The organism is Rhizobium freirei PRF 81 (assembly GCF_000359745.1).
Lineage (GTDB): Bacteria > Pseudomonadota > Alphaproteobacteria > Rhizobiales > Rhizobiaceae > Rhizobium > Rhizobium freirei.
Genome location: NZ_AQHN01000083.1, coordinates 171103 through 195465, shown reverse-complemented (window position 1 = coordinate 195465; position 24363 = coordinate 171103). Strand labels below are relative to the sequence as shown.

17 protein-coding genes are annotated in these 24363 nt (G+C 57.3%); 8 read left to right on the top strand and 9 right to left on the bottom strand.

Going from position 1 to position 24363, the window contains the following annotated elements:
* The first annotated feature begins 10 nt into the window (after window positions 1-10).
* From RHSP_RS23130 to RHSP_RS23120, 3 genes are all read left to right on the top strand, one after another.
* Complete coding sequence (locus tag RHSP_RS23130; protein WP_167332671.1) at window positions 11-2665, top strand: glycosyltransferase; 2655 nt, start codon at window positions 11-13, stop codon at window positions 2663-2665.
* Between the two features lie 31 nt (window positions 2666-2696).
* Complete coding sequence (locus RHSP_RS33180) at window positions 2697-4190, top strand: class I SAM-dependent methyltransferase (protein ID WP_051074125.1); 1494 nt, start codon at window positions 2697-2699, stop codon at window positions 4188-4190.
* 242 nt (window positions 4191-4432) lie between these two features.
* The gene (locus tag RHSP_RS23120) at window positions 4433-5230 is read left to right on the top strand and encodes a polysaccharide pyruvyl transferase family protein (protein WP_004123991.1); all 798 of its coding nucleotides are present in this window, start codon (window positions 4433-4435) and stop codon (window positions 5228-5230) included.
* Window positions 5231-5465: 235 nt separating this feature from the next.
* On the opposite strand, the gene rfbC is transcribed toward RHSP_RS23120, so the two are convergent.
* The 6 genes from rfbC to RHSP_RS23090 form a co-directional block, all read right to left on the bottom strand.
* Window positions 5466-6014, bottom strand: a complete 549-nt coding sequence (gene rfbC, locus RHSP_RS23115; protein WP_004123988.1) for a dTDP-4-dehydrorhamnose 3,5-epimerase — start codon at window positions 6012-6014, stop codon at window positions 5466-5468.
* 59 nt (window positions 6015-6073) lie between these two features.
* A complete protein-coding gene (gene rfbA, locus RHSP_RS23110) occupies window positions 6074-6961 on the bottom strand; it encodes a glucose-1-phosphate thymidylyltransferase RfbA (RefSeq protein WP_004123980.1) in 888 nt (295 codons plus the stop codon).
* Window positions 6962-7046: 85 nt separating this feature from the next.
* Window positions 7047-7943 (bottom strand): dTDP-4-dehydrorhamnose reductase, encoded by an 897-nt coding sequence (rfbD, locus tag RHSP_RS23105; RefSeq protein ID WP_004123977.1) that lies wholly within the window; start codon window positions 7941-7943, stop codon window positions 7047-7049.
* Window positions 7940-9007 carry a dTDP-glucose 4,6-dehydratase gene (gene rfbB, locus RHSP_RS23100; RefSeq protein WP_004123974.1) on the bottom strand — a complete coding sequence of 356 codons (1068 nt, stop codon included), beginning with the start codon at window positions 9005-9007 and terminating at the stop codon, window positions 7940-7942. The genes rfbD and rfbB overlap by 4 nt, the downstream gene beginning before the upstream one ends.
* 300 nt (window positions 9008-9307) lie before the next feature.
* Window positions 9308-10309 carry a lysophospholipid acyltransferase family protein gene (locus RHSP_RS23095; RefSeq protein WP_004123972.1) on the bottom strand — a complete coding sequence of 334 codons (1002 nt, stop codon included), beginning with the start codon at window positions 10307-10309 and terminating at the stop codon, window positions 9308-9310.
* Window positions 10310-10311: 2 nt separating this feature from the next.
* Complete coding sequence (locus RHSP_RS23090) at window positions 10312-11784, bottom strand: cytochrome P450 (protein ID WP_004123971.1); 1473 nt, start codon at window positions 11782-11784, stop codon at window positions 10312-10314.
* Window positions 11785-12112: 328 nt separating this feature from the next.
* On the opposite strand from RHSP_RS23090, the gene bcsN reads away from it, so the two are divergent.
* The 5 genes from bcsN to RHSP_RS23065 are packed head-to-tail and all read left to right on the top strand — an operon-like array spanning window position 12113 to window position 21278.
* Complete coding sequence (gene bcsN / locus RHSP_RS23085; RefSeq protein ID WP_037153931.1) at window positions 12113-13102, top strand: cellulose biosynthesis protein BcsN; 990 nt, start codon at window positions 12113-12115, stop codon at window positions 13100-13102.
* 58 nt (window positions 13103-13160) lie between these two features.
* Window positions 13161-15350 (top strand): UDP-forming cellulose synthase catalytic subunit, encoded by a 2190-nt coding sequence (gene bcsA / locus RHSP_RS23080; RefSeq protein ID WP_004123965.1) that lies wholly within the window; start codon window positions 13161-13163, stop codon window positions 15348-15350.
* Window positions 15350-17836: a cellulose biosynthesis cyclic di-GMP-binding regulatory protein BcsB gene (locus RHSP_RS23075; protein ID WP_004123963.1), complete on the top strand. Its 2487-nt coding sequence runs from the start codon at window positions 15350-15352 to the stop codon at window positions 17834-17836. The genes bcsA and RHSP_RS23075 overlap by 1 nt, the downstream gene beginning before the upstream one ends.
* A complete protein-coding gene (locus RHSP_RS23070; RefSeq protein WP_004123960.1) occupies window positions 17833-18882 on the top strand; it encodes a family 8 glycosyl hydrolase in 1050 nt (349 codons plus the stop codon). The genes RHSP_RS23075 and RHSP_RS23070 overlap by 4 nt, the downstream gene beginning before the upstream one ends.
* Window positions 18873-21278, top strand: a complete 2406-nt coding sequence (locus tag RHSP_RS23065; protein WP_004123957.1) for a hypothetical protein — start codon at window positions 18873-18875, stop codon at window positions 21276-21278. The genes RHSP_RS23070 and RHSP_RS23065 overlap by 10 nt, the downstream gene beginning before the upstream one ends.
* 71 nt (window positions 21279-21349) lie before the next feature.
* Here RHSP_RS23065 and RHSP_RS23060 read toward each other — a convergent pair whose 3' ends face one another.
* Genes RHSP_RS23060 through RHSP_RS23050 form a run of 3 tightly spaced genes read right to left on the bottom strand, consistent with a single transcriptional unit; the run spans window position 21350 to window position 24359 of the window.
* The gene (locus RHSP_RS23060; protein WP_004123954.1) at window positions 21350-22609 is read right to left on the bottom strand and encodes a Zn-dependent hydrolase; all 1260 of its coding nucleotides are present in this window, start codon (window positions 22607-22609) and stop codon (window positions 21350-21352) included.
* A complete protein-coding gene (locus RHSP_RS23055; RefSeq protein ID WP_004123951.1) occupies window positions 22606-23448 on the bottom strand; it encodes a BtpA family protein in 843 nt (280 codons plus the stop codon). Before RHSP_RS23055 ends, RHSP_RS23060 begins: the two co-directional genes overlap by 4 nt.
* A complete protein-coding gene (locus RHSP_RS23050; RefSeq protein ID WP_004123948.1) occupies window positions 23445-24359 on the bottom strand; it encodes a ribokinase in 915 nt (304 codons plus the stop codon). Before RHSP_RS23050 ends, RHSP_RS23055 begins: the two co-directional genes overlap by 4 nt.
* Window positions 24360-24363 lie beyond the last annotated feature (4 nt).

Here is a 24363-nt window from a genome sequence, read left to right as displayed (position 1 = left end):
GTTTATGCTGATGAACCAGATTACTCAATCTACCGAATATTCCGCACCGCTATCTAAGCGCCCGCAAGTAGCAATCGTAATTCCAGTATTCAAGCATTCGTCGCTTGCTTTGGAAGCTATCTCCTCTGTGAGGGGCGCTGCTGAAACTGGCGATGCTCACATCGTAATCGTAGATGATGGGTGCCCATATTTTCAGACGTTGTTTTCAGCATCGCTGTCATCAGGTGGAAGAATTCACTATGTCCGCCAAGTGAATTCTGGTCTTAGTGGGGCCAGAAACTGTGGAATTGACTTCGTGTTGGAGAACCTTCCGAATTGCGAAGGCATTTTCTTTCTAGATGCTGATAATAGACTATCATCATTTTCAGTTTCCCGCTTTACACAGCTTTTGATCCGCGAGCCTGACTACGATTGGTTCTATCCTGACATTAACATGATCGGTATACCTTGGTCAGGTGATTACTCAGGTCGTTTTCGCTGCATCACAGAATCGCTAATGAATATCTGCGAAGCGGGAAGTCTGGTGAGGCGCCGCGTTTTTGAAAGCGGCTGTCGTTTTGATGAGAAGATGCGCGCCGGTTACGAAGACTGGGAGTTCTGGATCTCGCTTATGGAGCGCGGCTTTGTTGGAGCCAACATGCCTGGTTCCGGTTTCCTCTATCGAAAACGGGCAGAAAGCATGCTTGCGGATTCAGCCCGCCGTAACGACGAAATTATGGAGTACATTGAGACGAAGCATTGGTGGATGCGAGACTTACCCACTCTAGTTAGGCTGGAGCATTTTGAGGCGCCCAGGTATGCGGTGATCTGCTCGGACAGTTCGACTGTCCTCCTCGGTTCAGACCCCATGGCGTTTCGAGAAATCTCGAGTGAAACCTATTCAGACGCCTTACATCTCTCTCAAGGACGACCTAACTGGGCGACCGCGGGAGCTATTATCGTGTATGCCTCAAAGGCGCTTTTGCATCAACTTCGAGATGCTGGATTGTTGCAATCCATATTTTGGAGAGGGGAGGTCGAGCTAACCCAAGCAAACTTCGTTTCCGTCGAAATAGTCGAGGGAGATGGCGAATACTATCGCCAAGGGCGATCGGCAAACATCTCGTTAAGCGATATGCTTATTATCAACGTGGAAACAATGCGTTCGGTTTTTGCCGACAGCAAGACGGATTGGATCGAGAAACTCGCATTTCAACCGGACGAAATCGGTTGCGTCGGCTTAAAAATAGAAGTACCCACTCTACAGGTTCCGAACGAAGCGTTCAGGTATCAGCGACAAGAACTTGTGCATTGGGTTCGACGCGAGAAATTGAAAGGGATACCGCCCCTCTGGTCGGGTCGTCCGCAAAATAAGCACGAGGGTACACCAGATTTGTCGCTGACGGCCACCAAGCTGCAGGCGAAGTTTCAATCCGGTGTCCTTCCATGCAGAATGAAGGACCAAACGAAATGGTCGGTAGCGATGATATTGCCGATCATGGAGTTTGGAGGCGTAGAGAAAGTTGCGCTACGCGTGGCTTGTGAGCTTCGGAGAAATGGCTTCCGAGTAGACCTCGTCATGTTCGGAAATTCGAGAGCGCACAACTACGAAGCGTTTTCCGATGCATATGATCAAATCTACATATTGGATCACATTAGCCAGGCCTATGGCGGTTCCGTATATGAGGGCACTTATCTTCCATCCAATCTTTCTATTTCAAATCCGGAAATTGAGAACCTTTTGCGCGCCTATGACGTGGTGATTAATTCTCATGCGGCAGGTTCTTTATATAGCTTCGCGAACCTGAGAAGGTCCGGGGTCGTCACGGTTGACTATCTCCACCTAATCGAATTCACGAGGCGGGGGCGCGGTACAGGACATCCCGTGATCGGCTTAGCTTTTGAGCACAGCATCGATATTATGGCCTGCTGCTCTGATCAAATGGCGCATCAGCTCGCTGCGCTTGGAGTGCCGCGCGAGAAAATTATAGCTGTCCCAAATGGGCCTGGGGCGTTCATATCATCTGCGGATACGGAAGAAGCAGCCAGAATGCGAGACGGTGCCCTGCGACCAAGGCTAAATGTTCTCTATTTTGGCCGTCTCGATGTTCAGAAAGGATTGGATCGGCTCAGCCAAATTGCCCAGGCACTAAACGTGGAGGGCGACATGTTTGACCTGCGGATAATTGGGGATAGGGTGGTTGACAGCGAAACTCTCGAGGATTTTGCTCTCCAGAGTGAGCCAGCTATCTACGATGAAGCCGAAATTGCGGCGACTTATCGATGGGCGGATGTGATTATCATGCCGTCTCGGTTCGAGGGGTTGCCGCTAACTGTCATAGAAGCGATGATGCTCGGAGCGGTGCCAATAGTGACAGACGTGGGGGCGCTGGCTGAACTGATTAGCGACGGTGAAAACGGATATCTGATTCAGGGTATGGATGTCGTCAGCCAGATGATTGACCGCCTGAGACACCTCGCTAGAAACCCGCATGAGCTTAAACGTCTGCGCCATAACGCGCGCGAGACGGCCGAGGTACGGGACTGGGCTACAACGACAGCTCCATTGATTCAAAAAATTTCCCTTCTCCTTAAGCAAAGGGACGCGAAAAGGAGTTTTTCACCTACCTTTGGAATTTTCGAGTCCCGCTCTTCACTGAAGAGCAAGCTTCAGGGTGTAGCCTAGTCCTATCAGCCCAAACCTTAGAAAGTTATCGATGGAAAATCTCGCCAAGCTTTACTCAACATTCGTTAGCCTGGGCGATAATTGCGAATTTGGCTTCGCGCAACGGCATGCTGGCGTAGACGTGGGTGCTTTGTTGAAGTGGGCTATAGTGCCGCCTGATGTGCTTTTAAAGTGCCTCCGAAACCGCTTCTCTGGCCTGTATGCGTTCGAAAATCTGGTCCCGTATGCGACTGATATGGTCCTTGATAAAGAGACGGGCCTTGCGTTTCATTCTGAGATGTACTCGCTTGAGACAGAAGGAAAGTTGGTCTTTCGCGAATCGAACGAAGAACGTTTTTCAATCTACTCGCGCGAAATAGAAAAGATAAACTACCTAAAACAAAAATTGATATCGCAGCTCGAAGCTGGTTCAAAAATTTTTGTCTATAAGAAAAACTCCGGTGTCAGTCTTAAATTTTACTCGGAATTATCCAATTGTATTCGAAATTATAGTTCGGAAAATGTGCTCCTTGTAGTGGAGAGTGATTCATCTAAGCCGGCATCTTTAGCGAAGCTATCAGAAGGTCTCTATATTGGAACGATTGAAGAATTCGCTCCGTACGAGGCCGCTGATCAAATTAAGCAAGAAAGCTGGGACTTTCTGGCCAATCAGTTGGCCAGAACATCCATGCTGGATGATTCGCGATGGGCCTTTGAGAAAGAGCAGATTGATCTTGTGGCGAAGCAAGCTTTCGACTGGTCAAAGGGGATTGCGCATGAGTTATGGTTTTGGTCAAGGTGGTTCGAAACTAGAGGCCTGGAGTGGACCAGCGATTTCGAAATGCGTCTCAATGCTGAGCAACCTCTGATCCCAGCGCTGAGAGCGCTTATTCCGGCAGATGCTCAAGGAACGATTGATATCCTTGATGTCGGCGCCGGTCCGATGACCAATATCGGTTTCACGCACGAGACGATCTCACTCAATATCCGGGCGTGCGATCCTTTGGCAGATTTCTACTCTCAAGCTGCGGCGAAGCACGGCGTAAAGCGACCAAACGAGACCGTCTTTGCTGTAGCCGAGGATTTGGGAGCATATTTTTCTGAGAGTTCGTTCGACATTGTGCACTGCTGCAATGCACTGGATCACTCCGCCGATCCCGTTAGAGGCATCATCGAAATGCTTAGGATCGTCAAGAGAGGCGGGTCGATTTATCTAAAGCATCACGTCAATGAAGCGGAAACTGAGAATTATGAAGGTTTTCATCAGTTTAATTTCGATCTAAGAGATGGTCGCTTTGTAATATGGAATAAGAGTAGTTATTGGGACGTGGCAAGTGTGCTTCCGATACATGTTGACGTGAAAGTACATTTGGAAGATCAAGATATTGTAGCCGTTATCACGAAGTTGGAAGAATTCGATGCCGCGCAGAGGCTAGTCCAATTTAAAGGGCGCCTGCGACAATTTCAGCATGCTTTTATCTCCAGGCAAACGCAAGCTGCCGTGGAGCAACTCGAATTAACTTCTGGTGGCAAGTTCGCGCACTAGGGCGAACAGATAATCGAAATCATTTAATTGCGACGATTAATTGTGTGAACTGTGACACGTGGGTTGCGCGATGATTTGTGGCTTTCAGGTAACGTGAGACAAGTTCGTGGAACTCGAAAGCGCTCCATCCGCTAATATGGCAGGGGTTTTATGCGCACTCACTCATGACCGAGCTGCAGAGCGTTTAGGGGACTCACCCTCGCAGGCGAAGCATCCTGCCGGCTAAATCAAGAGTGGTACCGATGAACAATTTGCAGTCTCTAGAGATACCTTTTCATCTTAGGAAGGAAGGTGTCTGTCTCGTTATGAATCCTGGCAACGCGGGAGATGCATTGATTGCCTTGGGAACTAGACACTACCTTCAGTCAATCAATGCTGAGGACGTGCCTGTAGTTCCAAGTTGGCAAGCCTTGGACGTTGGGACTAAAACAATCGTGTTCGGGGGTGGGGGAAGTCTAATTCCTCTGTATAATTCTTTGGCCAGCATTCGCGCGTGGATTGATGCCGGCCGGCAGGTTATTGTTTTGCCCCACACAACCTTTGGCCTAGAGACAGATCTGGTAGGAATGTCAGCCAATCTCATGATCGTGTGTCGGGAAGAAATTTCGTATGAGCGCTTAGAAAAAGCAGGATTTCCTACCGAGCGGTTGGGTCTTGACCACGACATGGCATTCCACTTGAAGGGGGAATTTCTCACCAGATATCCTAGGAGTGGTATTGGTATTGCAAATTGTTTCCGTACTGATGGCGAGAGACGCATCGATGCGGCACCAGTCCCAGCTAACAATGTGGACATTTCAATGTCTTGGAATGGCAACTTTTGGCATAGCGCTGATCTCACTGAAGCGGTATGCTCGGGACTAACAGCATATCTTTCATGCTTTGATACCGTCCATACCGATCGCCTTCATATCGGAATACTCGGGGCGAGCCTAGGATTGAATACAGTACTTTATGAAAATAGCTACTATAAAAACCGTGCTATTTTCGAGTACAGTATTGGGGCAAGATTCCCCTATGCAAAACTAAAAACGGTTTAAACCATTGGCGAGAGCGCGTGGACCGATGTCTGACCAACCAGGTGTGCGATCTCGGAGTGAGCCGGTGCGTCCGAGAAACTCTCTTTCGGCCTAGGATACGCACTATCGGCGGCTCCTCAGAGTATGAACCACCCACACATCTCCTGGCTATTCCTATAGCTGCTACCTTAAACATTCAGAAAAACACGTAACTAAACACCTCTACCTGGGCCTCTATTTTGAACCATCCGCCACCTCATTCGAACACCTCTACATCCGCCAGCATTGACTGATTCCGGTCCTTGGAGGAAAGCGTTGGCTGATCGTTCAAGTTCCAATCAATGTCTATCTGCGGATCATCCCAGCGAATGCCGCGATCACTCTCCGGCGCGTAATAATTAGTGGTCTTGTACAGAAACTCGACATGGTCGCTCAACGTCAGGAACCCATGGGCAAATCCTTCCGGTATCCATAGCTGACGCTTGTTTTCCGCCGAAAGAAGGACCCCGACCCACTGCCCGAATGTCGGCGAGGATTTCCGGATATCGACGGCGACGTCATAGACCTCGCCAACGGCGACGCGCACCAGCTTGGCCTGGGCATGGGGCGGCAGCTGGTAGTGGAGACCGCGCAGGACGCCCTTTCCCGATCGGCTATGATTGTCCTGCACGAAGTCGGCGCTTCGGCCGATTGCCGCCTCGAACTTCATTTTGCTGAAGCTCTCGAAGAAGAAGCCACGATCGTCGGCAAATACAGCAGGCTCGATGATCTTCACGTCGGCGATGGCAGTATCGACGGCTTTCATTCGTCTTCCTACTTAGGTGTTCGCGTGAATGGGCAACCGTGCATGTGCACTTTGAAGGATTAGAACACTTGCTCGCGCAATATCCCGAGAAGATATTGCCCGTAAGCGTTCTTCTTAAGCGGATGCGCCAAGGTCTCGACCTGCGAGGCATCGATCCAGCCGCTGCGATAACAGATCTCCTCCGGGCAGGCGACCTTCAGGCCCTGCCGGTTTTCGATGGTCGCGATGTAATGGCTGGCCTCGAGCATCGACTCATGAGTGCCCGTATCGAGCCAGGCATAGCCACGGCCCATAGTCTGAACATCCAGCTGCCCAATCTGCAGATAATGCGTATTGATGTCGGTTATCTCAAGCTCGCCGCGCGGCGACGGACGGATGGATCTTGCCACCTCGACGACGCTTTGGTCGTAGAAGTAAAGTCCGGTGACCGCATAATTGCTCTTTGGCAATTTCGGTTTTTCCTCCAGGCTGATCGCCTGGCCCATTTCGTTGAATTCCACCACGCCGTAGCGATGCGGATCCTGCACATGATAGGCAAAGACGGTAGCGCCAGCCTCCTTGCCGCCCGCTTCGTGGAGCAGTCGGGTGAAGTCGTGCCCGTAAAAGATATTGTCTCCCAGCACCAGGGCGGACGGCGCACCATCCAGAAACTCTTCGCCGATCAGGAATGCCTGGGCGAGACCATCCGGGCTCGGCTGGACGGCATAATCGAGCCTGATGCCCCATTGGCTGCCATCGCCGAGCAGTTGTTCAAAACGAGGCGTGTCTTGCGGTGTCGAGATGATGAGGATCTCGCGAATACCCGCCAGCATCAGGGTGGTCAGCGGATAGTAGATCATCGGCTTGTCGTAGATCGGCAGGAGCTGCTTGCTGACCGAAAGCGTTACCGGATAAAGGCGAGTGCCCGATCCGCCGGCGAGTATGATTCCTTTGCGTGCTTTCGTCATGGTTCAGCGTCTCGTCTTCTTTCCGTCAACGGCTTGTCGGTTTGAGCGTGAACGAAAACCGTCACGCACTCCCACAGCACTTAATTCAGGCAAGCCGCAATCTTGCCAGCACATCCTCAACGCCCGACTGCCAGGCAGGAAGAGCGACGCCAAAGCGGTCCATCAGTTTTGTACAATCCAATCGCGAATTGGCTGGCCGCTTGGCGGGGGTCGGATATTCCGCGGTCGAAATCGGCTTTAGCGCGTCGAGGGAAAGCTTGAGATTGAAGTTTCTGGCCGATGCCTCGCGGACGATATGCGTGGCATAGCCGTGCCACGACGTGCTGCCCTGAGCGGTAAGATGATAGGTTCCGCAGAGATCGTCAGCCGTTTGCGAACTCGCAAGGCGCTCGACGATCGTGCGCGTCACATCAGCAATCAGAGCCGCCGAAGTGGGCGCCCCCATCTGGTCGGCGACGACATTCAAAGCATCCCGCTCCTGCGCCAGCCGCAGGATGGTTTTCAGGAAATTGCTGCCATGGCGGCCATAGACCCAACTCGTCCGCAGAATGGCGTGACGAGCACCGGATGCCCGGACTGCCTCTTCGCCCAGCCACTTGCTTTCGCCGTAGACGGACTGCGGATTGACGACATCCCCTTCGACATAGGGATCCGCTTTCGTGCCATCGAAGACATAGTCGGTGGAGTAATGGACAAGCCAGGCGCCATTGTCCGCTACCCAACGGGCCATGAGCCCGGGCGCCGACGCATTAACCGCCATCGCCAGCTCGGCATCGCTTTCCGCGCGATCGACCGCCGTATAGGCGGCAGGATTGACGATGATATGCGGCTTGTGCTCTCGCAAGGCGGCAAGGATGCCTGCTTCGCTGGCTAGATCCATCTCTGCACGCGTGAAAGCCATCACACCGCCCAGTGGCGCAAGAGCGCGCTGCAACTCGAAACCGACCTGCCCGTTGGCACCGGTGATCAGAACGGCGCTCACAGTTCGGCCTCGTATTGCTTGCCAAGCCATTCACGATAGGCGCCGCTGGTGACGTTGCGCACCCAGTCCTGGTTTTGGAGATACCATTCGATCGTCTTGCGAATGCCGGTCTCGAAGGTTTCCTGCGGCTTCCAGCCGAGCTCGCGCTCGAGCTTGCGGGCATCGATCGCATAGCGGCGATCATGGCCGGGCCGATCCTTCACGAAGCTGATCTGATCGCTGTAGCGACCGCCATCGGCCTTCGGCCTGAGCTCATCGAGGATCGCACAAATCGTATGCACGACATCGAGATTGGGCTTCTCGTTCCAGCCGCCGACATTATAGGTCTCGCCGATCTTTCCGGCCTCCAACACTCGACGGATCGCGCTGCAATGATCCCGCACATAGAGCCAGTCTCTGACTTGCTGGCCGTCCCCATAGATCGGAAGGCTCTTGCCGGACAGCGCATTCAGGATCACCAGCGGGATCAGCTTTTCCGGGAAATGATAGGGGCCGTAATTGTTGCTGCAATTCGTCGTCAGCACCGGGAGGCCATAGGTGTGATGCCAGGCGCGAACCAGATGGTCTGACGCCGCCTTGCTGGCCGAATAAGGGCTGTTCGGCTCATAACGATTGAGTTCGTTGAACGGCGCATCATCCTTGGAGAGCGTACCATAAACCTCATCCGTCGAGACATGCAGGAAGCGGAATGCCTGCTTCTCATCATCCGGCAGACCGTCCCAATAACCGCGCACTGATTCAAGCAGGTTGAAGGTGCCGACGACATTCGTCTGGATGAAATCGCCGGGACCATGGATCGAACGGTCGACATGGCTCTCCGCTGCGAAATTGATCACCGCACGCGGCCTGTGCATCGAAAGTAGATCGCTCACCAGCTTGCTGTCACCGATGTCGCCATGCGCGAACATATGACGATTGTTGCCCTTCAGTCCCTTCAATGTATCCAGATTGCCGGCATAGGTCAGCTTGTCGAGATTGATGACGGTTTCGTCATGCTGCTCGAGCCAATCGAGAACAAAGTTCCCGCCAATAAACCCAGCCCCGCCTGAAACCAAGATCGTCATCGAAATTCCATTCTCGCTTCAAATCACAATAAAATAGATGGCGTCGTACTTATAGCCGCGCGCGATATGTCACAACCCAATAGTCAGCCTGCGCTCAAATCCAGCGCAGGCACGCCACGCAACTGCTTTGACTGACGCCTATCCTAGGCATTCCCAAATTTCAACCCATCACGCGCAATGAGCAACCTAAAGACGAACGCGTTACGTGAATTTCACAAATAAGACGACAAATCATCAACTCTCGCGAGATTTCCCGGCGCCGAGCGAATTTCGTTGCCAGTCTCATCGCATCCGCCAGCCTCATCGCATCCGATTGTCCACGAAATACCATTGCTCAGGATACTCTCGAACGATGGGCTCTATCACGGCGTTCAAAAAGCAAACGTCCTCAATCAGCTGGCCCTCCACAGCCGCGGCTGCCGGCAGCTTAAATGGCGTCAGCGCATGGAATAGGAAGTTCGCTCCGTTTTCCCGCGTAATGAATAGCGGATATATCAGTGCATTCGTCTTGCTCGCCATACGCGCGACGAGGGCGTAGTTGCTTTCAAGATGAGCCGGCCGACCAAAGAAGGGCGCGCGGATGCGGCCATTGAAAGCTTCGTCGCAGAAAATTAGCAGGTTGCCGCCGTTTTCCAGAATCCGCAAAGCGGGGCGCACGTAGCTACGGCCGGGCTGCAGGATGGAAGCTCCGACGCCCTTCCTGCGCATGCGATTGACGATATACCGGCGGGATCGACGTTTGGGGGGGTCGTAGTTCACCCCAAAGGGTAGACCCATATCGAGAAGGCACCACCCCAACACTTCCCAATTGGCGACATGTGGCGCAATGAAAATCACGGGGCCTTCGGCACAGCGGTCGACCATATCTTCCGTGCCGACCTTGCGCACGTGACGGCGCGCCAGCTGTGACACGGCGGAATATTCGGCCATCTGGCGGCCTTGCGAGTCCGCGTAGCGCTGCAGGAGCATGTTAAGTTCGGCCTCGCCGAGCTCCGGCCGTATCGTCTTCAGATTTGCGGCGGCACGCGCATAGGCTCCCTTGTGGAAACGCGGTGCCAGGAACCGCCCAAGCCAGCCGCCGAGTGCCGAGCGGGCCCGCACCGGCAAAAGTGTAAAAGCAAAATAAAGGGAAAGATCCACGGCATTGTCGATGTTCTCATAAAGCCAATAGCCAAGGAATGCCTTACGCCGATTACCACCAGCCAGGAAATCTCTCAACGCGGGAGCTTTGGGCGGCTCATAGATCCAAGCCTTACGCTTGCTAGCGGCACTGCTTTTAGCGGTTTCATCGCCGGCCGTCATTCTCAGCGCCTGTGTAGCGTTACGGGCATGCCGTCGCGTGGTCGCAATGTGAGGCGGCATTGCGGCTGGACTTTATGTCCTTCCTTGACCCGCATGCGAAAACGTTGGGCGAGAATTGCAAGGCAAAGGATCGCCTCGGTGAGACCGAATTGCAGACCAGGGCATACGCGAGGACCGGCAGCAAAGGGAATGTAGCTATAGGGGGTTGGTCGCGCCTCGCCCAAAAAACGCTCCGGATGAAACCGATGCGGTTCGGGAAACAGGGTCTCAGTTCGGTGCAGAAGCCAAGGCACGATCAACACGAGCGCAGCCTTGCGCACTTTCACGCCACCGATCTCATCGGCTTCGGCCGCCTGCCGCGCCAGGATCGGCACTGGCGGATAAAGACGCAATGTCTCCTCGATGACCGCGCGGCACCAGCTCAGCGCAGGAACATCGTCGACCGACGGCACCCTGTTACCGCAGACAGCCTCGATTTCCGCATGAATGGCCGCCTCTACCCATGGCGCACCCGCGAGCAGATACCATGCCCAAGTCAAAGTCGCCGCCGTGGTTTCGTGACCAGCCATGAAGATCGTGGCCGCCTCGTTTCGCAGCGCCACGACATCCAGTTTCAGCTCGGGATTGCGCTGTTGCCGACGGACCAGCAGCTCGACCATCGAACTGTTGTCGCCTTTGCCGGCCAGATGATCCTCGATCACTTGGTCGATGATGCGATGAATGCGCTTGACCGACCGGCGCAAGTTCGGTGTCTTGACGATCGGCAGTCCCTCATCGAAGCCCAGGAAATAGCCGAGATTGATGGAATCGACCAGCGCCTGATAGCTCGCAAATCCCTCGGTGACGGCATTGGCACCCTCCTGGCCGAGATCATTGCCGAAGACACTGCGGGAGATGATTTCGGCGGTCAGCCCCGCCATCTCGAAGAGGGCGTTGACCTCCGCCCCCTCCCCGAGACTTTGCCAACGCTCGGCAAGCTCGCTTGCCGTATTCTGCATGATCGCACCAAAGGCCGGCACGCGATTCTTGTGGACAATATCGGAGACCAGCGGCCTGCGCTGTTTCCAGGTCTCCTTGTCCGAAATGAACAGCCCGTCGCCCAGAAGATATTCCAGCGCGCGGCGCATCTGCGGCGTCTTGCGCTCGAAATTCTCGTGCCGCTTGGCCACCACGTGGCGGATGGTGTCCGGCGAATTGACAATAACGAGCTGACGGCCGAGCAGTTTGAATTCCGCCACATGCTCCCGATAGTCAGCGCGACGCCAGATCGACAGGAAGTCGCTGCGCGCCTGCAACATGAGTTTCAGCGGCTGACCGGGCTTTCCATTATAATAAGCTGCGTGAGCCGGCTCGAAATATTGTGACGACTGATCAGCGCCTTCAACAATTTCGGTTTTTTGATCAAGCCAGGCCAGCATGTTGGTGCAGAACTTTCGCGCCTTGCGGCCGGTGACAACGGAATAAGAGCCTGGCATCGCGACGCCCGGCAGCGCACACTATATTCATTTCGCAACCGCGGAAAAGCCCCTGATGAACCGACAAGGCGATACGGCTACACCTTCCCCTAAAAAACGATAGCGCTTGAAAGATAAACACATAGGTCGCCCATTGCAGCTGCGGCGTGGAGCGATGCATTCAGCCAGAATGCCTCAATCCCCCAGGAGCGGTGGACGGATTATAATTAACTCCTAGTTAACCATAATCATCTTTATTCACCACATTGAATACAGGGACTTGATTCCCACAGCCGCCGCGCATTTTGCCGAAAAGTCTGGCCACTCACGATTGTCGCGATCCTAAAAGATGCATTCTATAAGAACGATAACGTTGACTACCCTGGCCGGTTTGATGGCCGGTTGTTCGACGACGGGCCACGTTCAGCAGTCGATCGGCGTGGAAACGGTCGACAACGACAAAGCGCTCGCCTTCCCGCCGCCCGGCGGCCCGGCGATTGTCAATGTGGTCGAGCGCAGGCACGCGAAGGATGTGGATCAGACGATCTCGCTCGCTACCTCTTCCTCTGTTCCAGGTCAGAATTTCCTCAAAGTCCAGTTTCTCGGCATAGACGGATCGAATCCGGCGCTCGGTAGCAGGCCGTTCTATATCATCGACGAGCGTACGATCGCCGGAGAGATCGCCTCGGCCATTCCAGGCGTGCGGCTCGCCCGCTCGGCGATTTTCGTCCAGAACAGCTATGGGCCTTTCGGCTACGCCAGCGGTCAAAGCAGGGCCGGCGATACCTGCCTTTACGCGTGGCAGCAGGTTCAGGCCGGCTTCGCACCGGCGCGTGAGCAGCGCAATTTCGGCACGGTACAGATAAGGGTCAGGCTCTGCGACGCCCACGCCACGGAGCGCCAGCTCCTGAGCACGGTCTACGGCTATACGATTGCCGGTCGTTTCGACGGTGCCGCCTTGAACCCCTTCGGCGCGCCGCGTGGGGCCGATGCCGTTCTGGGCAAGCCGGGTGAGCCGGTCTATCCCGACGCCGCCCCTTATCGTGCGCCCCCGATCAGCATCGGCTATCAATACCAGCCGGCACCGATACGTCCTGCCGTCATACGCAGGCCTGCCGTGGCACCGCAGCAGCCCCAAATTCAGCCGGCCCCACCGCCCGCGATCGGGCCGCACGTACCTTTGCCGGATGGGCAGTACGACCCGTCGCAGACCAGCGGCGCGGGCGGCTCGACGTCCATAATGGCACAACCGCCGGGGGCGAATACGGCGAGCAATGTTGTCGTGCCTTTACCGGACTGTAACGGAAAATCGGGCATATCCGCGACGTGCAGCCGCTAGGCTAAGCGATCTCGGGGGCGCCAGGATGGCGTCTGGCAATACCTTTGAAGGAACATCGATGCAGACAGCACGCAGCATCTCGATATGGGCCGTGATCGCGTTATGCGGGGTCGTTTTGATCACACTGCCCGTCAACCTTCAAACGCAGTTGATCGCCAGCACCGTTGCCGTCACCATCATGGCAATCATCAAGATTCTCAAGCGTCAGGGCACCTGGCGTTTGGTGGCGCTTGCCTTCGGCACCGCCATCGTGCTGCGCTACGTATACTGGCGGACGACCAGCACGCTTCCACCTATCAACCAGCCTGAGAATTTCATTCCGGGGCTGCTGCTCTATCTCGCAGAAGTCTACAACGTGGCGATGCTGATGCTCAGCCTCTTCATCGTCGCCACGCCCCTCCCCCCGCGCACGGCGCGCGCACGAAAGACGCAGCATTTTCCGTCGGTCGACGTTTTCGTGCCCTCTTATAATGAGGACACCAATCTGCTCGCTAATACGCTCGCCTCCGCCAAGGCAATGGACTATCCGGCCGACAAGCTCAAGGTCTGGCTGCTCGATGACGGCGGCACCGCGCAAAAGCGGAACTCGACCAAGGTGCTGGAATCGCAAGTGGCCATTGCCCGCCACGACGAACTCAAGCAGCTCTGCGCCGATCTGGATGTCGAGTATCTGACGCGTGAGCGCAACGAACATGCAAAGGCGGGCAATCTCAACAACGGGCTCGAATATTCCACCGGCGAACTGATTGCCGTCTTCGACGCGGACCACGCGCCGGCGCGCGACTTCCTGTTGGAGACCGTGGGTTATTTCGAGGACGACCCGAAACTCTTCCTCGTCCAGACGCCGCATTTCTTCATCAATCCGGATCCGCTGGAGCGCAATCTGCGCACGTTCGACACCATGCCGAGCGAGAACGAAATGTTCTACGGCATTATCCAGCGCGGCCTCGATAAGTGGAACGCCGCCTTTTTCTGCGGTTCGGCCGCTGTTCTCAGCCGCAGAGCGCTTGAATCGCAGAATGGCTTCAGCGGCATCAGCATTACCGAAGACTGCGAGACGGCGCTCGCACTTCATGGCGCCGGCTGGAACAGCATCTATGTCGACAAGCCGCTCATTGCCGGCCTGCAACCGGCGACCTTTGCAAGCTTCATCGGCCAGCGCAGCCGCTGGGCGCAAGGCATGATGCAGATCCTGCGTTTCCGCTTTCCGCTGCTGAAGCGCGGCCTGACGCTGCCACAGCGTTTCTGTTACATGTCCTCGACGCTGTTCTGGCTTTTCCCCTTCCCTCGCGTCATCTTCCTGTTTGCGCCGCTCTTCTATCTGTTCTTCGATCTGGAAATCTTCACCGCATCCGGCAGCGAGTTCCTCGCCTATACGCTTGCCTACATGCTCGTGAACCTGATGATGCAGAACTATCTTTACGGCTCCTTCCGCTGGCCCTGGATTTCCGAGCTCTACGAATATGTCCAGACTGTGCATCTGCTGCCGGCGGTCATCTCCGTCATGCTCAATCCCCGCAAGCCGACCTTCAAGGTGACGGCCAAGGACGAGTCGATTTCCGTCAGCCGGCTTTCAGAGATCAGCCGTCCGTTCTTCGTCATCTTTGCGGTGCAGATCGTCGCGCTTGCGGTGACCATCTATCGTGTCTATGCCGAGCCTTACAAGGCTGATGTAACACTCGTCGTCGGCGGCTGGAACATCATCAACCTCATCATGTCCGGCTGTGCGCTGGGCGTTGTCTCGGAACGCGGTGAGCGCGCCTCGTCACGACGCGTGCGCGTCGATCGCCGCAGCGAATTCGGCGCCGGCGACAAATGGAATTCCGCGTCGATCGAAGACGTTTCCGTTCATGGCGCAAGGCTGAGCGTCTTCAACAAGGATCTCGGCCCGATAAAGGTCGGCTCGGAAGGCACGTTGCGCTTCCAGCCCTATAGCGGCGCCGAAATGGTCACGCTGTCGGTTATCATCCGCAATATCGAACCGATGGGAGATATCACCGCCATCGGATGCCAGTATGTCCCGAAAGGCGCCTCCGATCATCGGCTGATCGCCGATCTAGTTTTCGCCAATTCGGACCAATGGACGAAATTCCAGCAGGCGCGGCGGCGCAATCCGGGTATCATCCGCGGCACGATATGGTTCCTCGGCCTGTCGCTCTACCAGACCAGCCGCGGCTTGATCTACCTTTTCAGAGGGGTGGGTGGCGAGCGCGCAGCTCAGCGGCAAGGCGCAAAGGCGAAGAGCTGATGAACCGCGTCCTTTCAATTCTCATCTTTCTCCTTGGCGCGACGGCTGTTCACGCGCAGTCGGCGCCATTCGACATGTCGGGCGAACGCCCAAAGGGCGAGCCGCCGATCACGCCGCAGATTTTTGTACCCCAGGCGGCAACACCCCGGGCCGAACCGCCTAAGACGGTCCTCCCCTCCGTGGTGACGCCTCCAGCCGCTAACCCGCCGGTCAATCCACCCGTTGCGACAACGCCGCAAACGACCATTCCCCAGACCCCTCCACAGGCCGCGCCACCCGTCGTTCCGGCTCAAGTACCGCCGCAGGCAGCACCGGCGGGGCAACAGGCCGCATCGGCAACACCCGAGCTCCGCCGCTTTGTCGTTCCCAATTCGAAACTGCGCCTGGAGGGTGAGATCGATCACAAATCCTGGTCGATCTACCTTACGCCCGAACAAGCGGCAGCTCCGGCGAAGTTCCATTTTTCCTACCAGAACGCGGTCGTCGTTGCCCCTGAAGCATCGCAGCTCACCGTGCTTCTAAACGACCGTGTCGTGCACCAGCAGCAAATCGGTTCGTCCGACAACCCGTCCGATATCGGTTTCGACATTCCGCGCGGCCTCCTGCAGCCCGGCGCAAACCTGCTGACCTTCGAGGCATCGCAACGACATCGCACCGACTGCGATATCCAATCGACCTACGAATTGTGGTCCGATATCGATCCGACGAAGACTTATCTAACATTTGCCGGGCGCGAGGCTGAAAAGCTCTCGACAACCGACGCAATCCGCGCAATCGGCGTCGACGAAGCCGGAAAGACGCAATTTAATCTCGTCGTGCCGGCGCTGGCGCAACCCGGCACCACCAAACCGCTGTTACGGCTCGCGCAGGGGCTGTCGCTGCTTGCCGGAATGCCGAACGAGATCTTCTCGTTCGGCACGGATGCTTTGCCGCCGCCGGGTCGGGGCAAGATGACAGTTCTCGTCGGCACGCCCGCCGAATTGCAGCCCCTGTTTGCAGTGCCCACCGCCGCTCAAAACGGCGCATTGGCGACATTTGCAACGGACCCGCATAGCGGGCAGCAGCTTCTGCTCATTAGCGGTCCGTCCTGGCAGGCGATCTCTTCGGCGATCGACATGGTGGTTTCACCGACCGATCGGGATCCGAATACGCAGCGCGATCTGCTGGTAACGCAGCGCTGGACGGCGCCGGATGCCCCTTTCCTCTATGCCGGAACCAGCCTTTCTTTCGAGCAACTGGGCGTCAAGACGACGGAATTTTCCGGGCGGCGTTTTCACACCAGCTTCAACGTTGCAATCCCATCCGATTTCTATGCCAACGCCTATGGCGAAGCCACCGTCCTATTGGATGCCGCCTATGCGAAGGATGTGCGACCCGGCAGCCATATCGATGTCTATGTCAACGGCAATATCGCCACGACAAAGCCGATCACGGCGACAGGCGGCGGCATCTTCAGGCAATTGCCCATTCGCGTCACGATGCGCCATTTCAAACCGGGTCTCAACACGGTGACGCTCGAGGCGATGTTACTGGCAGACGAGGATTCGGCCTGTGCACCAGCCGCCACATCGAACACGACGCCGCGCTTTGCGCTGTTCGACACCAGCCAGTTCCGTATCCCGGATTTCGCACGGGTCGGGCAACGACCCAATCTGGCCGCTTTCGCCGGCACAGGCTACCCTTATAATCGCGATAGTGAATCCACGGCCCTGTTCATCGATCGGATCGATGCCGATATGCTATCCGCGACCGCGACCCTCCTCGGTCAGATGGCGCTGGTTGCCGGCCACCCCATCGCTTTCGAGCCGGTAGCATCATCCAGCGCCGTTGGCAGCCGGAACGCGATCTTCATCGGCTCGATCTCACAACTCCCGTCGACGATCCTCGCGCAGATGAATATTGCCGCGACGAGCCAGGTGGCCTGGCGCCCGCCAACGCCCGGACAAGGCGGAGCGCAGGATGCCTCCGTCACCATCGCGGATTGGCGTTCCCGTATCAGCGGCGGCGTTTTGCAGGATCAGTTCGACCGCTTTAAGGAATGGATGCATCGCAATTTCGATATCTCGCTCAGCTCGCTGCGCTTCATGCCGGGCTCCGAGCAGGTGTTTGCACCGTCGAATGCCAATACCTTCCTGATCGCGCAGGAAGCGAATCCCACGAAAGACGCGACCTGGACCGTGGTTACGGCCCCGAGTGCCGGGGACTTGCGAGCAGGTGTGGATGCCGTGACCTCACAACTCAACTGGCCACAGATCAGCGGTCGCATTACCCTTTATTCCGGCAAGACGGGAAAGATCGACACCGTGCCGGTCAACCGCTTCGACTTCGTTCTGTCCGGCCCCTGGTCGCTGACCAACTATCGTCTGATCGCCGCCAACTGGCTTTCCAGCAACATCCTTTCCTACGCATTCCTTTTGGTCGTCGGCTCGCTGCTGCTCGGCATGGCCACAGCAAACATTCTGTCCAAGATCGGCCGGCGCGAATGAGACGCTGGCGCTCCATTTTGGCGATTTGCAGCGCCGCCATCCTGGCGGTCGCCCAGCCGGTAGCGGCGCAACGCGCTGCGATCGATCCGCAAGCCTGGATTGCCTACAAGGAAAAATTCGTCGATGCGAGCGGCCGCGTCCTCGACAACGGCAATAATGGCATCAGCCATAGCGAAGGACAAGGCTACGGCTTGTTGCTCGCCTATCTCGCCAACAACCCGGCTGACTTCGAGGAGATCTGGTATTTCACGCGGACCGAACTCCTGTTGCGCGACGATGGTCTCGCGGCATGGAAATGGGATCCCGCTGTTACCCCGCATGTAACGGATACGAACAACGCCTCCGATGGCGATCTGCTGATCGCCTATGCCTTGGCGCTTGCAGGATCGGCCTGGAACAAGAAGGACTATCTGCAGTCTGCCGTGATCATGGCGAAAGCACTTCTCTCCCATGTCGTGATCGATGCAGGCGGAAAAACACTGCTGCTTCCCGGTGTCGAGGGCTACCGCGCTCCGGGACGCAAGGATGGTCCCGTCATCAATCCGTCCTATTGGGTTTACGAGGCTATCCCCGTCATGGCGCTGCTTGCGCCATCCGAACAATGGCAGAAACTGCGGGACGATGGCCTTGCTCTTTTGGGCTCGATGCAGTTCGGCCCGCGCAAGCTGCCCGCCGATTGGGTCAGCCTGCGGGCAAAGCCCACACCGGCAGACGGATTCGAAGCGGAATTCGGTTATAATGCCGTTAGAATCCCGCTTTATCTGACCCGCGCCGGCATTAACGACAAAGCTCTGCTCACACGCCTGCAGCGCGGAATGACTGTCGAAGGCGACGAACCGGCGACGATCGACCTGACCACGGGCAAGCCCAAAGACCTGCTTTCCGACCCCGGTTATAGAATTGTTAACGATGTTGTGGCGTGTGTGGTAGCCGGAACGAAATTGCCCGCTCCGGTTCGGCAGTTCGCTCCGTCGCTTTATTACCCGGCCACTTTGCAGCTCTTGAGCCTGGCTTTTGTCACGGAGAAACACCCGGAGTGTTTATAAAGTCCACCTTGATCATGGCTTTCATGGCCGTCGCCGTGGCGGGGTTTACGCTGGCGACGAAGGATCACGACTCGCCGGAAGACAAGATCAAGCTGGCAAGATCTCATCGCCTGGAGCCCCAAGCGACACTCGTCGCCGATACCAAGTTGGCGGCCCCACAAGGCCAACCCGTCGATCTGCAGGCGATCGCCGATCACATACAGGCGACGGCGCCGTCAGCGGTACTCGCAGGTTCGCCGACGACTTCTCAGGTCGACAAGTCCAGCCCGGCTGCAACGGCGCAAGCTGCACCGCAGCCCGCAACGCCCCAACCCGTCCCACAGCAAGCGCCTGAGCAGCAACCGAACCAGGTCCAGCCAGCCAACGCAGCCAAGGTGGATGAAAGCGCATTGCGCTATTTTGCCAGCCACGGCGACAAGGCGCGGCTTCAGGCGGAAATCTCTCGACTGCAGACGCTTTATCCGAATTGGACGCCGCCCGCCGACCCGCTGGCCGTACCGCAGAACAGCGACAAGCAGCTGGAGGCCATGTGGCAGCTTTATTCCGAGAGCCGCTATGCCGAAGTACGCAAGGCCATCGCCGACCGCCAGACTGCGGAAGCAGGATGGCAGCCGCCCTCCGACCTTCTGGAGCGTCTCGCCGTCGCAGAGGCGCGCACGCGCATCGTCAATGCTTCCGATCTGAAACAATACGCAACGGTGATCGATATCGGTTCCAAGAACCCGAGCCTGCTCACCTGCAGCGATATCGATATTCTCTGGCGCGTGGCCGAGGCTTTCATCCGAACCGACCGGGCGCAGCGCGGCAAGGACGCCTATAGCTATATCCTGAAGACCTGCACCAATCCGCAGGAGAGGCTCGCGACCATCCAGAAGGCCTCCGCATTGCTGCCTTACCAGCCCATGCAGGACCTGCTTGCCCTCGAAAAGCCAGACGGCAATGGCGGACGCGAGTTCGACAGCATAAGGACCGACCTCGCTCGGCGCTTCGTGGCCCAGGGCAATGACGATCCGAAACTGACCGTTTCGCAGGACTATCTTTCGCAGGTCGAGCGCGTTGCCCGCAGCCAGGGGCTCGCGTCGGATGGTTCGCTTCTCGGATGGTACTATTTACGACGCAGCAACTACAGTGACGCCGAGCAATGGTTCAAGGCGGCCCATGAAAAAGAAGATTCGGCGACGATCTCGCAGGGCCTGGCCCTGGTACTGATCGCCGACCGCAAGCCTCAGGAAGCCGAAGATGCCATGTACAATTGGCGGGGTGAATCCAAGGATGCGATGGCGACCTATCTCGCGGCGACGGCAAACCTCATAGCCTTGCAGCCGCCCGCCAATTTAACCGAGGAAGTTCTTGGGCGCGTCGCCGCCGAGGTGGTGAAGGAAAAATACGTTCCGACGGCGCAGCAGTTCGGCTGGTACGCCCGCACGATGAACCAGCCGCAGGCAGCCGCACGCTGGTTCGAAACGGCGCTGCGCTGGAAACCGGACGACGAGCCTTCGGCCTATGGCCTCGCCATTACCCGCAACCAGTTGAACGACCGACAAGGTGTCGCCGAAGTCCAGCGCCTATGGGCAGGTCGCTCGCAGCGCATCGCCGTCCTCGGAGAACCGGCGTCGCGCACGCCGATCGCCGCGCCATTGCCGTCACCGAACCAGACGGCGCAGACCGTCTCCCCACAGCGCTCGCCGCAGCCGCCCCAGAACGCGCCGCTGGCCGCTCCCCAGCCAGTGCCACAGATCCCCGTTGCGCAATCCGATGCGATGACAAGAGCCCCTACCCAGCCTGTCGCGCCCGTCCGCCGTTCGGCACCCATCGAATATGCCCAACCTGAAACCAGGGCCAGAACCAGCGCACGCACGACACGCCGTCCCGCCGGCTGCACGACCACAATCAATGCCGAGCTGCTGACGCCTGCCAATGCGCTGTCGCGTGGCTGGTGCCTCATGAATCTCAACCGGCCGATGGAAGCTGTCGAAGCCTTTGGCGTTGCGCTGAACAATAGCGACCCCAAGTCGCGGGAAGAGGCCGCATACGGGCAAAGCCTCGCCTATCTGCGCGCAGGGCTTGCCAACAACGCCGCTGTCGCGGCCACCAAGGCCCCCATGAACCATCAGCGCGCCGCCGAGCTACAGGTGGCAATCCTCGCGGACCGCGCCCTTTCAGCCTTCAACGGCAAGCGCTACCATGAGGCACTGCTTTATCTCGACCAGCGCTCACAGCTCCAGCAGGAGCGAGTCGACCTGATGGTGCTGCGTGGATACAGCTATCTCAATCTCAAAATGTATGACGACGCCCAGCGCATCTTCACCGCAGTCGCCGCCACCGGCAACCGCGACGGCAGCCGTGGGCTTAAGGACCTGATGCTGGCAACCCATCCGCAGCCGGGCGAGTATTGAGGTCGACAAAACGCCTTCCAAATGAAGCCGTTAGTCGAGCGGAGCTCATAGACATCCAGTCATGACATCAATCATCGGGGCAAATATTGCTCCCCGATCAGGGAAAGGGTCGTCTCAAGCAGGACCTTTGCGCCGGTCTCAATATTTTCCGCGGCCACGAACTCGGCCTCGTTATGACTGATGCCGTCCCGGCAGGGAACAAAGATCATCGCCGTCGGCGCGACACGGCTGATGAAAAGTGCGTCGTGGAAAGCGCCTGAGACCAATTTCATGCTGGAAACGCAGAGCCTTTCGCATGCCTTGCCGATCGCATCCACGATCGCCACGTCGAACTTTCCAGGCGCCAGGTCAAAGCGTTTTTCGATCCGCACGTCGACCATGTGACGCTCGGCCGATGCACGGCATTCGGCTCTGACCTGGGCCTCGATGGAAGAAAGCACGTCTTCCTGCGGATGGCGAATGTCAACGGTGAATGTAACCCTGCTCGGTATGACGTTGACGGAACTCGGTTCGACAATCATGCGGCCAACCGTCAGCCGCGCCATTGGATCAGCTGGCATGACGTCTAGCTGCAGGTGCGCAATCGCAGCGGCGGTAGCCGCCATGGGATCCCTGCGGAACTCCAATGGCGTCGTGCCGGCATGGGCCGCTTCACCGATGAAGGAAATCTCAAGCCACCTGGTTCCCTGTACGTCGGTGACGATGCCGATGGGGACGCCTGCCCGCTCAAGCACGGGGCCTTGCTCAATGTGAACTTCAACGAAGGCGGAAACGGAACGGCCGATCGGCCGCATCTCTGCTTCCGGCAATGCCTGCAATGTTGCCGCCAGTTCGTCACCGAGTTCCGTTCCATCGATACCATGCATGTGCTGCCATCGGTCTATGTCGCCTGCACCGACAAAAGCCATCGACCCCATGCAGCCCGGAGAGAAGCGGCTGCCTTCCTCGTTGGTCCAGGACACGACTTCCACAGATCGCTCTGTTCGGACGCCTGCATCCTCCAGCGATTCCAGCACTTCGAAGGCAGACAGCGTACCCAGAGCGCCATCGAACCTGCCTCCCGTGGGCTGACTGTCAAGATGGCTGCCGATTAGAACCGGTGGAAGCAAAGGATTACGCCCTTCGCGCCGGATGAACAGGTTCGCGATGGCATCCTGGTGCACGCCAAATCCGCGAGCAACGGCCAGCTCCGCAAGCAGACGCCGGGCCGCCCTATCCTCAGCGCTCAGCGCTTGGCGGTTGACCCCGCCAGCCGACGTCGCACCGATCGCTGCAAAGTCGGCAATGCGCTGCAATAGACGCTGCGCATTGATCTGCGGATGTGACTTCATCGATGGATGCCTGCCACGAAGTGGCTTACGCGTTGTGGATCGACCGCATTCCACCAGACCCCGTCATATTTCAGAGAGCTTGCGATAATCACGCCATCGGCAACCGACAGAATGTCGTTGCCATTCTCCGTTGTTACACCGCTGCCGACGAGCGTCGGCAGGCCCGCTGCCCGCTTGATCATGCTTATGTAATCGAGATCGGCCGCATGCCCGGTTCTCTGCCCCGTGGCAATGACCACATCCGCATCGAAGAAGACGAGATCCTTGACCTGTTCTTCGACCGGCCGGTCCGCAACGATGGCATGTGCCCCATGCTTGACATGGGCATCGGCAAAGATACGGATGCCGCGTGCATTGAGCCGCGCGCGATAGCGCATCGCCCGTGCGGCCTCCCCCTCGATGAAGCCTTCATTGGCGACATAGGCATTTGCCCATTGATTGACGCGAACAAAGCCAGCGCCTGCCGCGCTGGCGATCGCAAGCGCCGGGATAGCGGCATTGGCAAGAACATTGATACCGATCGGCCGGCCGAGTTCACGGCGGATGCGATCGGAGATGACGGCCATATAGGCGGAGGTCTCCGGCCCGATATCGTCGGGCTTCGAAAACGGAATGTCGCCATGGTTCTCGATGATCACTGCGTCGCAGCCGCCGGCTAGATAGGCGCGGGCATCATCGAGGCCACGCTGGTAGACGGTCTCGATCTCCTCTCCCGAATAACGTGGCGCTCCGGGAAGCGGGGCCAAGTGCACGACGCCGATGATTGCCTTGTCGCGCCCAAGGAGATCGATAAGCGCGTTGCCCGCTCCCTGTCCGATCGGCTTTTCTGTCCCAGTCATATGTTTTCCAGTTCTGATATCTTTATGATTTCCGAAAACTCCGCCCGCGAGGGATAGGAGGCGAGCGTTCCGAGACGAGCAACGGAGATGGCTGCGGCCCTGGTTGCCACCTTTGCAGCTTCAACCAAGGTTTTTCCTTGCGCGAGCAAGCCCACCAGGGAGCCAGCAAAACAGTCACCGGCACCGCTGGTATCGACGACGGTCGCCTCGTGCGCCGCCAGGGGAACGGGCGGATCATCTGGATGATCCCAAACGAAGCTACCCTCACGACCAAGCGTCACGACCACGCTTGCGGCGCCTTTGTTGAAGAGTAGGTCTGCCGCGGCAGCCGAGCTTTCCAGACCTGTCAACGCGGCGGCTTCACTCTGATTGACGATGACAAGATCCACATCGGCAAAATCCTCGACGTTCGCGTCCGACAGCGGGCTCGGATTGAGCACCGTCTTCAGGCCTGACTGTTTGGCAAGTTTCAGACAGGTAGCGGTGACCTCCCAGGATAGGTTACCCTGCATCAAAAGGATGTCGTCTTCGCTCCAGGTCTCGCTTAGATCCGTCTGCAGGATCGGATCGAAGGCTCGCGCGCAGGCGACGGCACTGACGATGGCGTTTTCGCCACCTTCTTCCAACAGGATCGTCGAACGGTCGGTGGGAAGAGCCAGGCGGATCAGTCGATCGACGTCAAGATCGCCCTTCAGCGTCTCTGTTATTCTCCCGGCCATATCGTCATCGCCAATGGGGGCCCAGAAGTACACGTCGGCTCCGCTTCGAGCGGCCGCGACGGCCTGGTTGGCGCCCTTGCCTCCGATACCCTCGACGGCCGAGCTCGCGTTGAGCGTTTCGCCCGGGCGCGGCAAGCGCGGCAGGCGAAAGCTCGTATCGACGCAGACATTGCCGACGACATGGAGGCGCATGGCA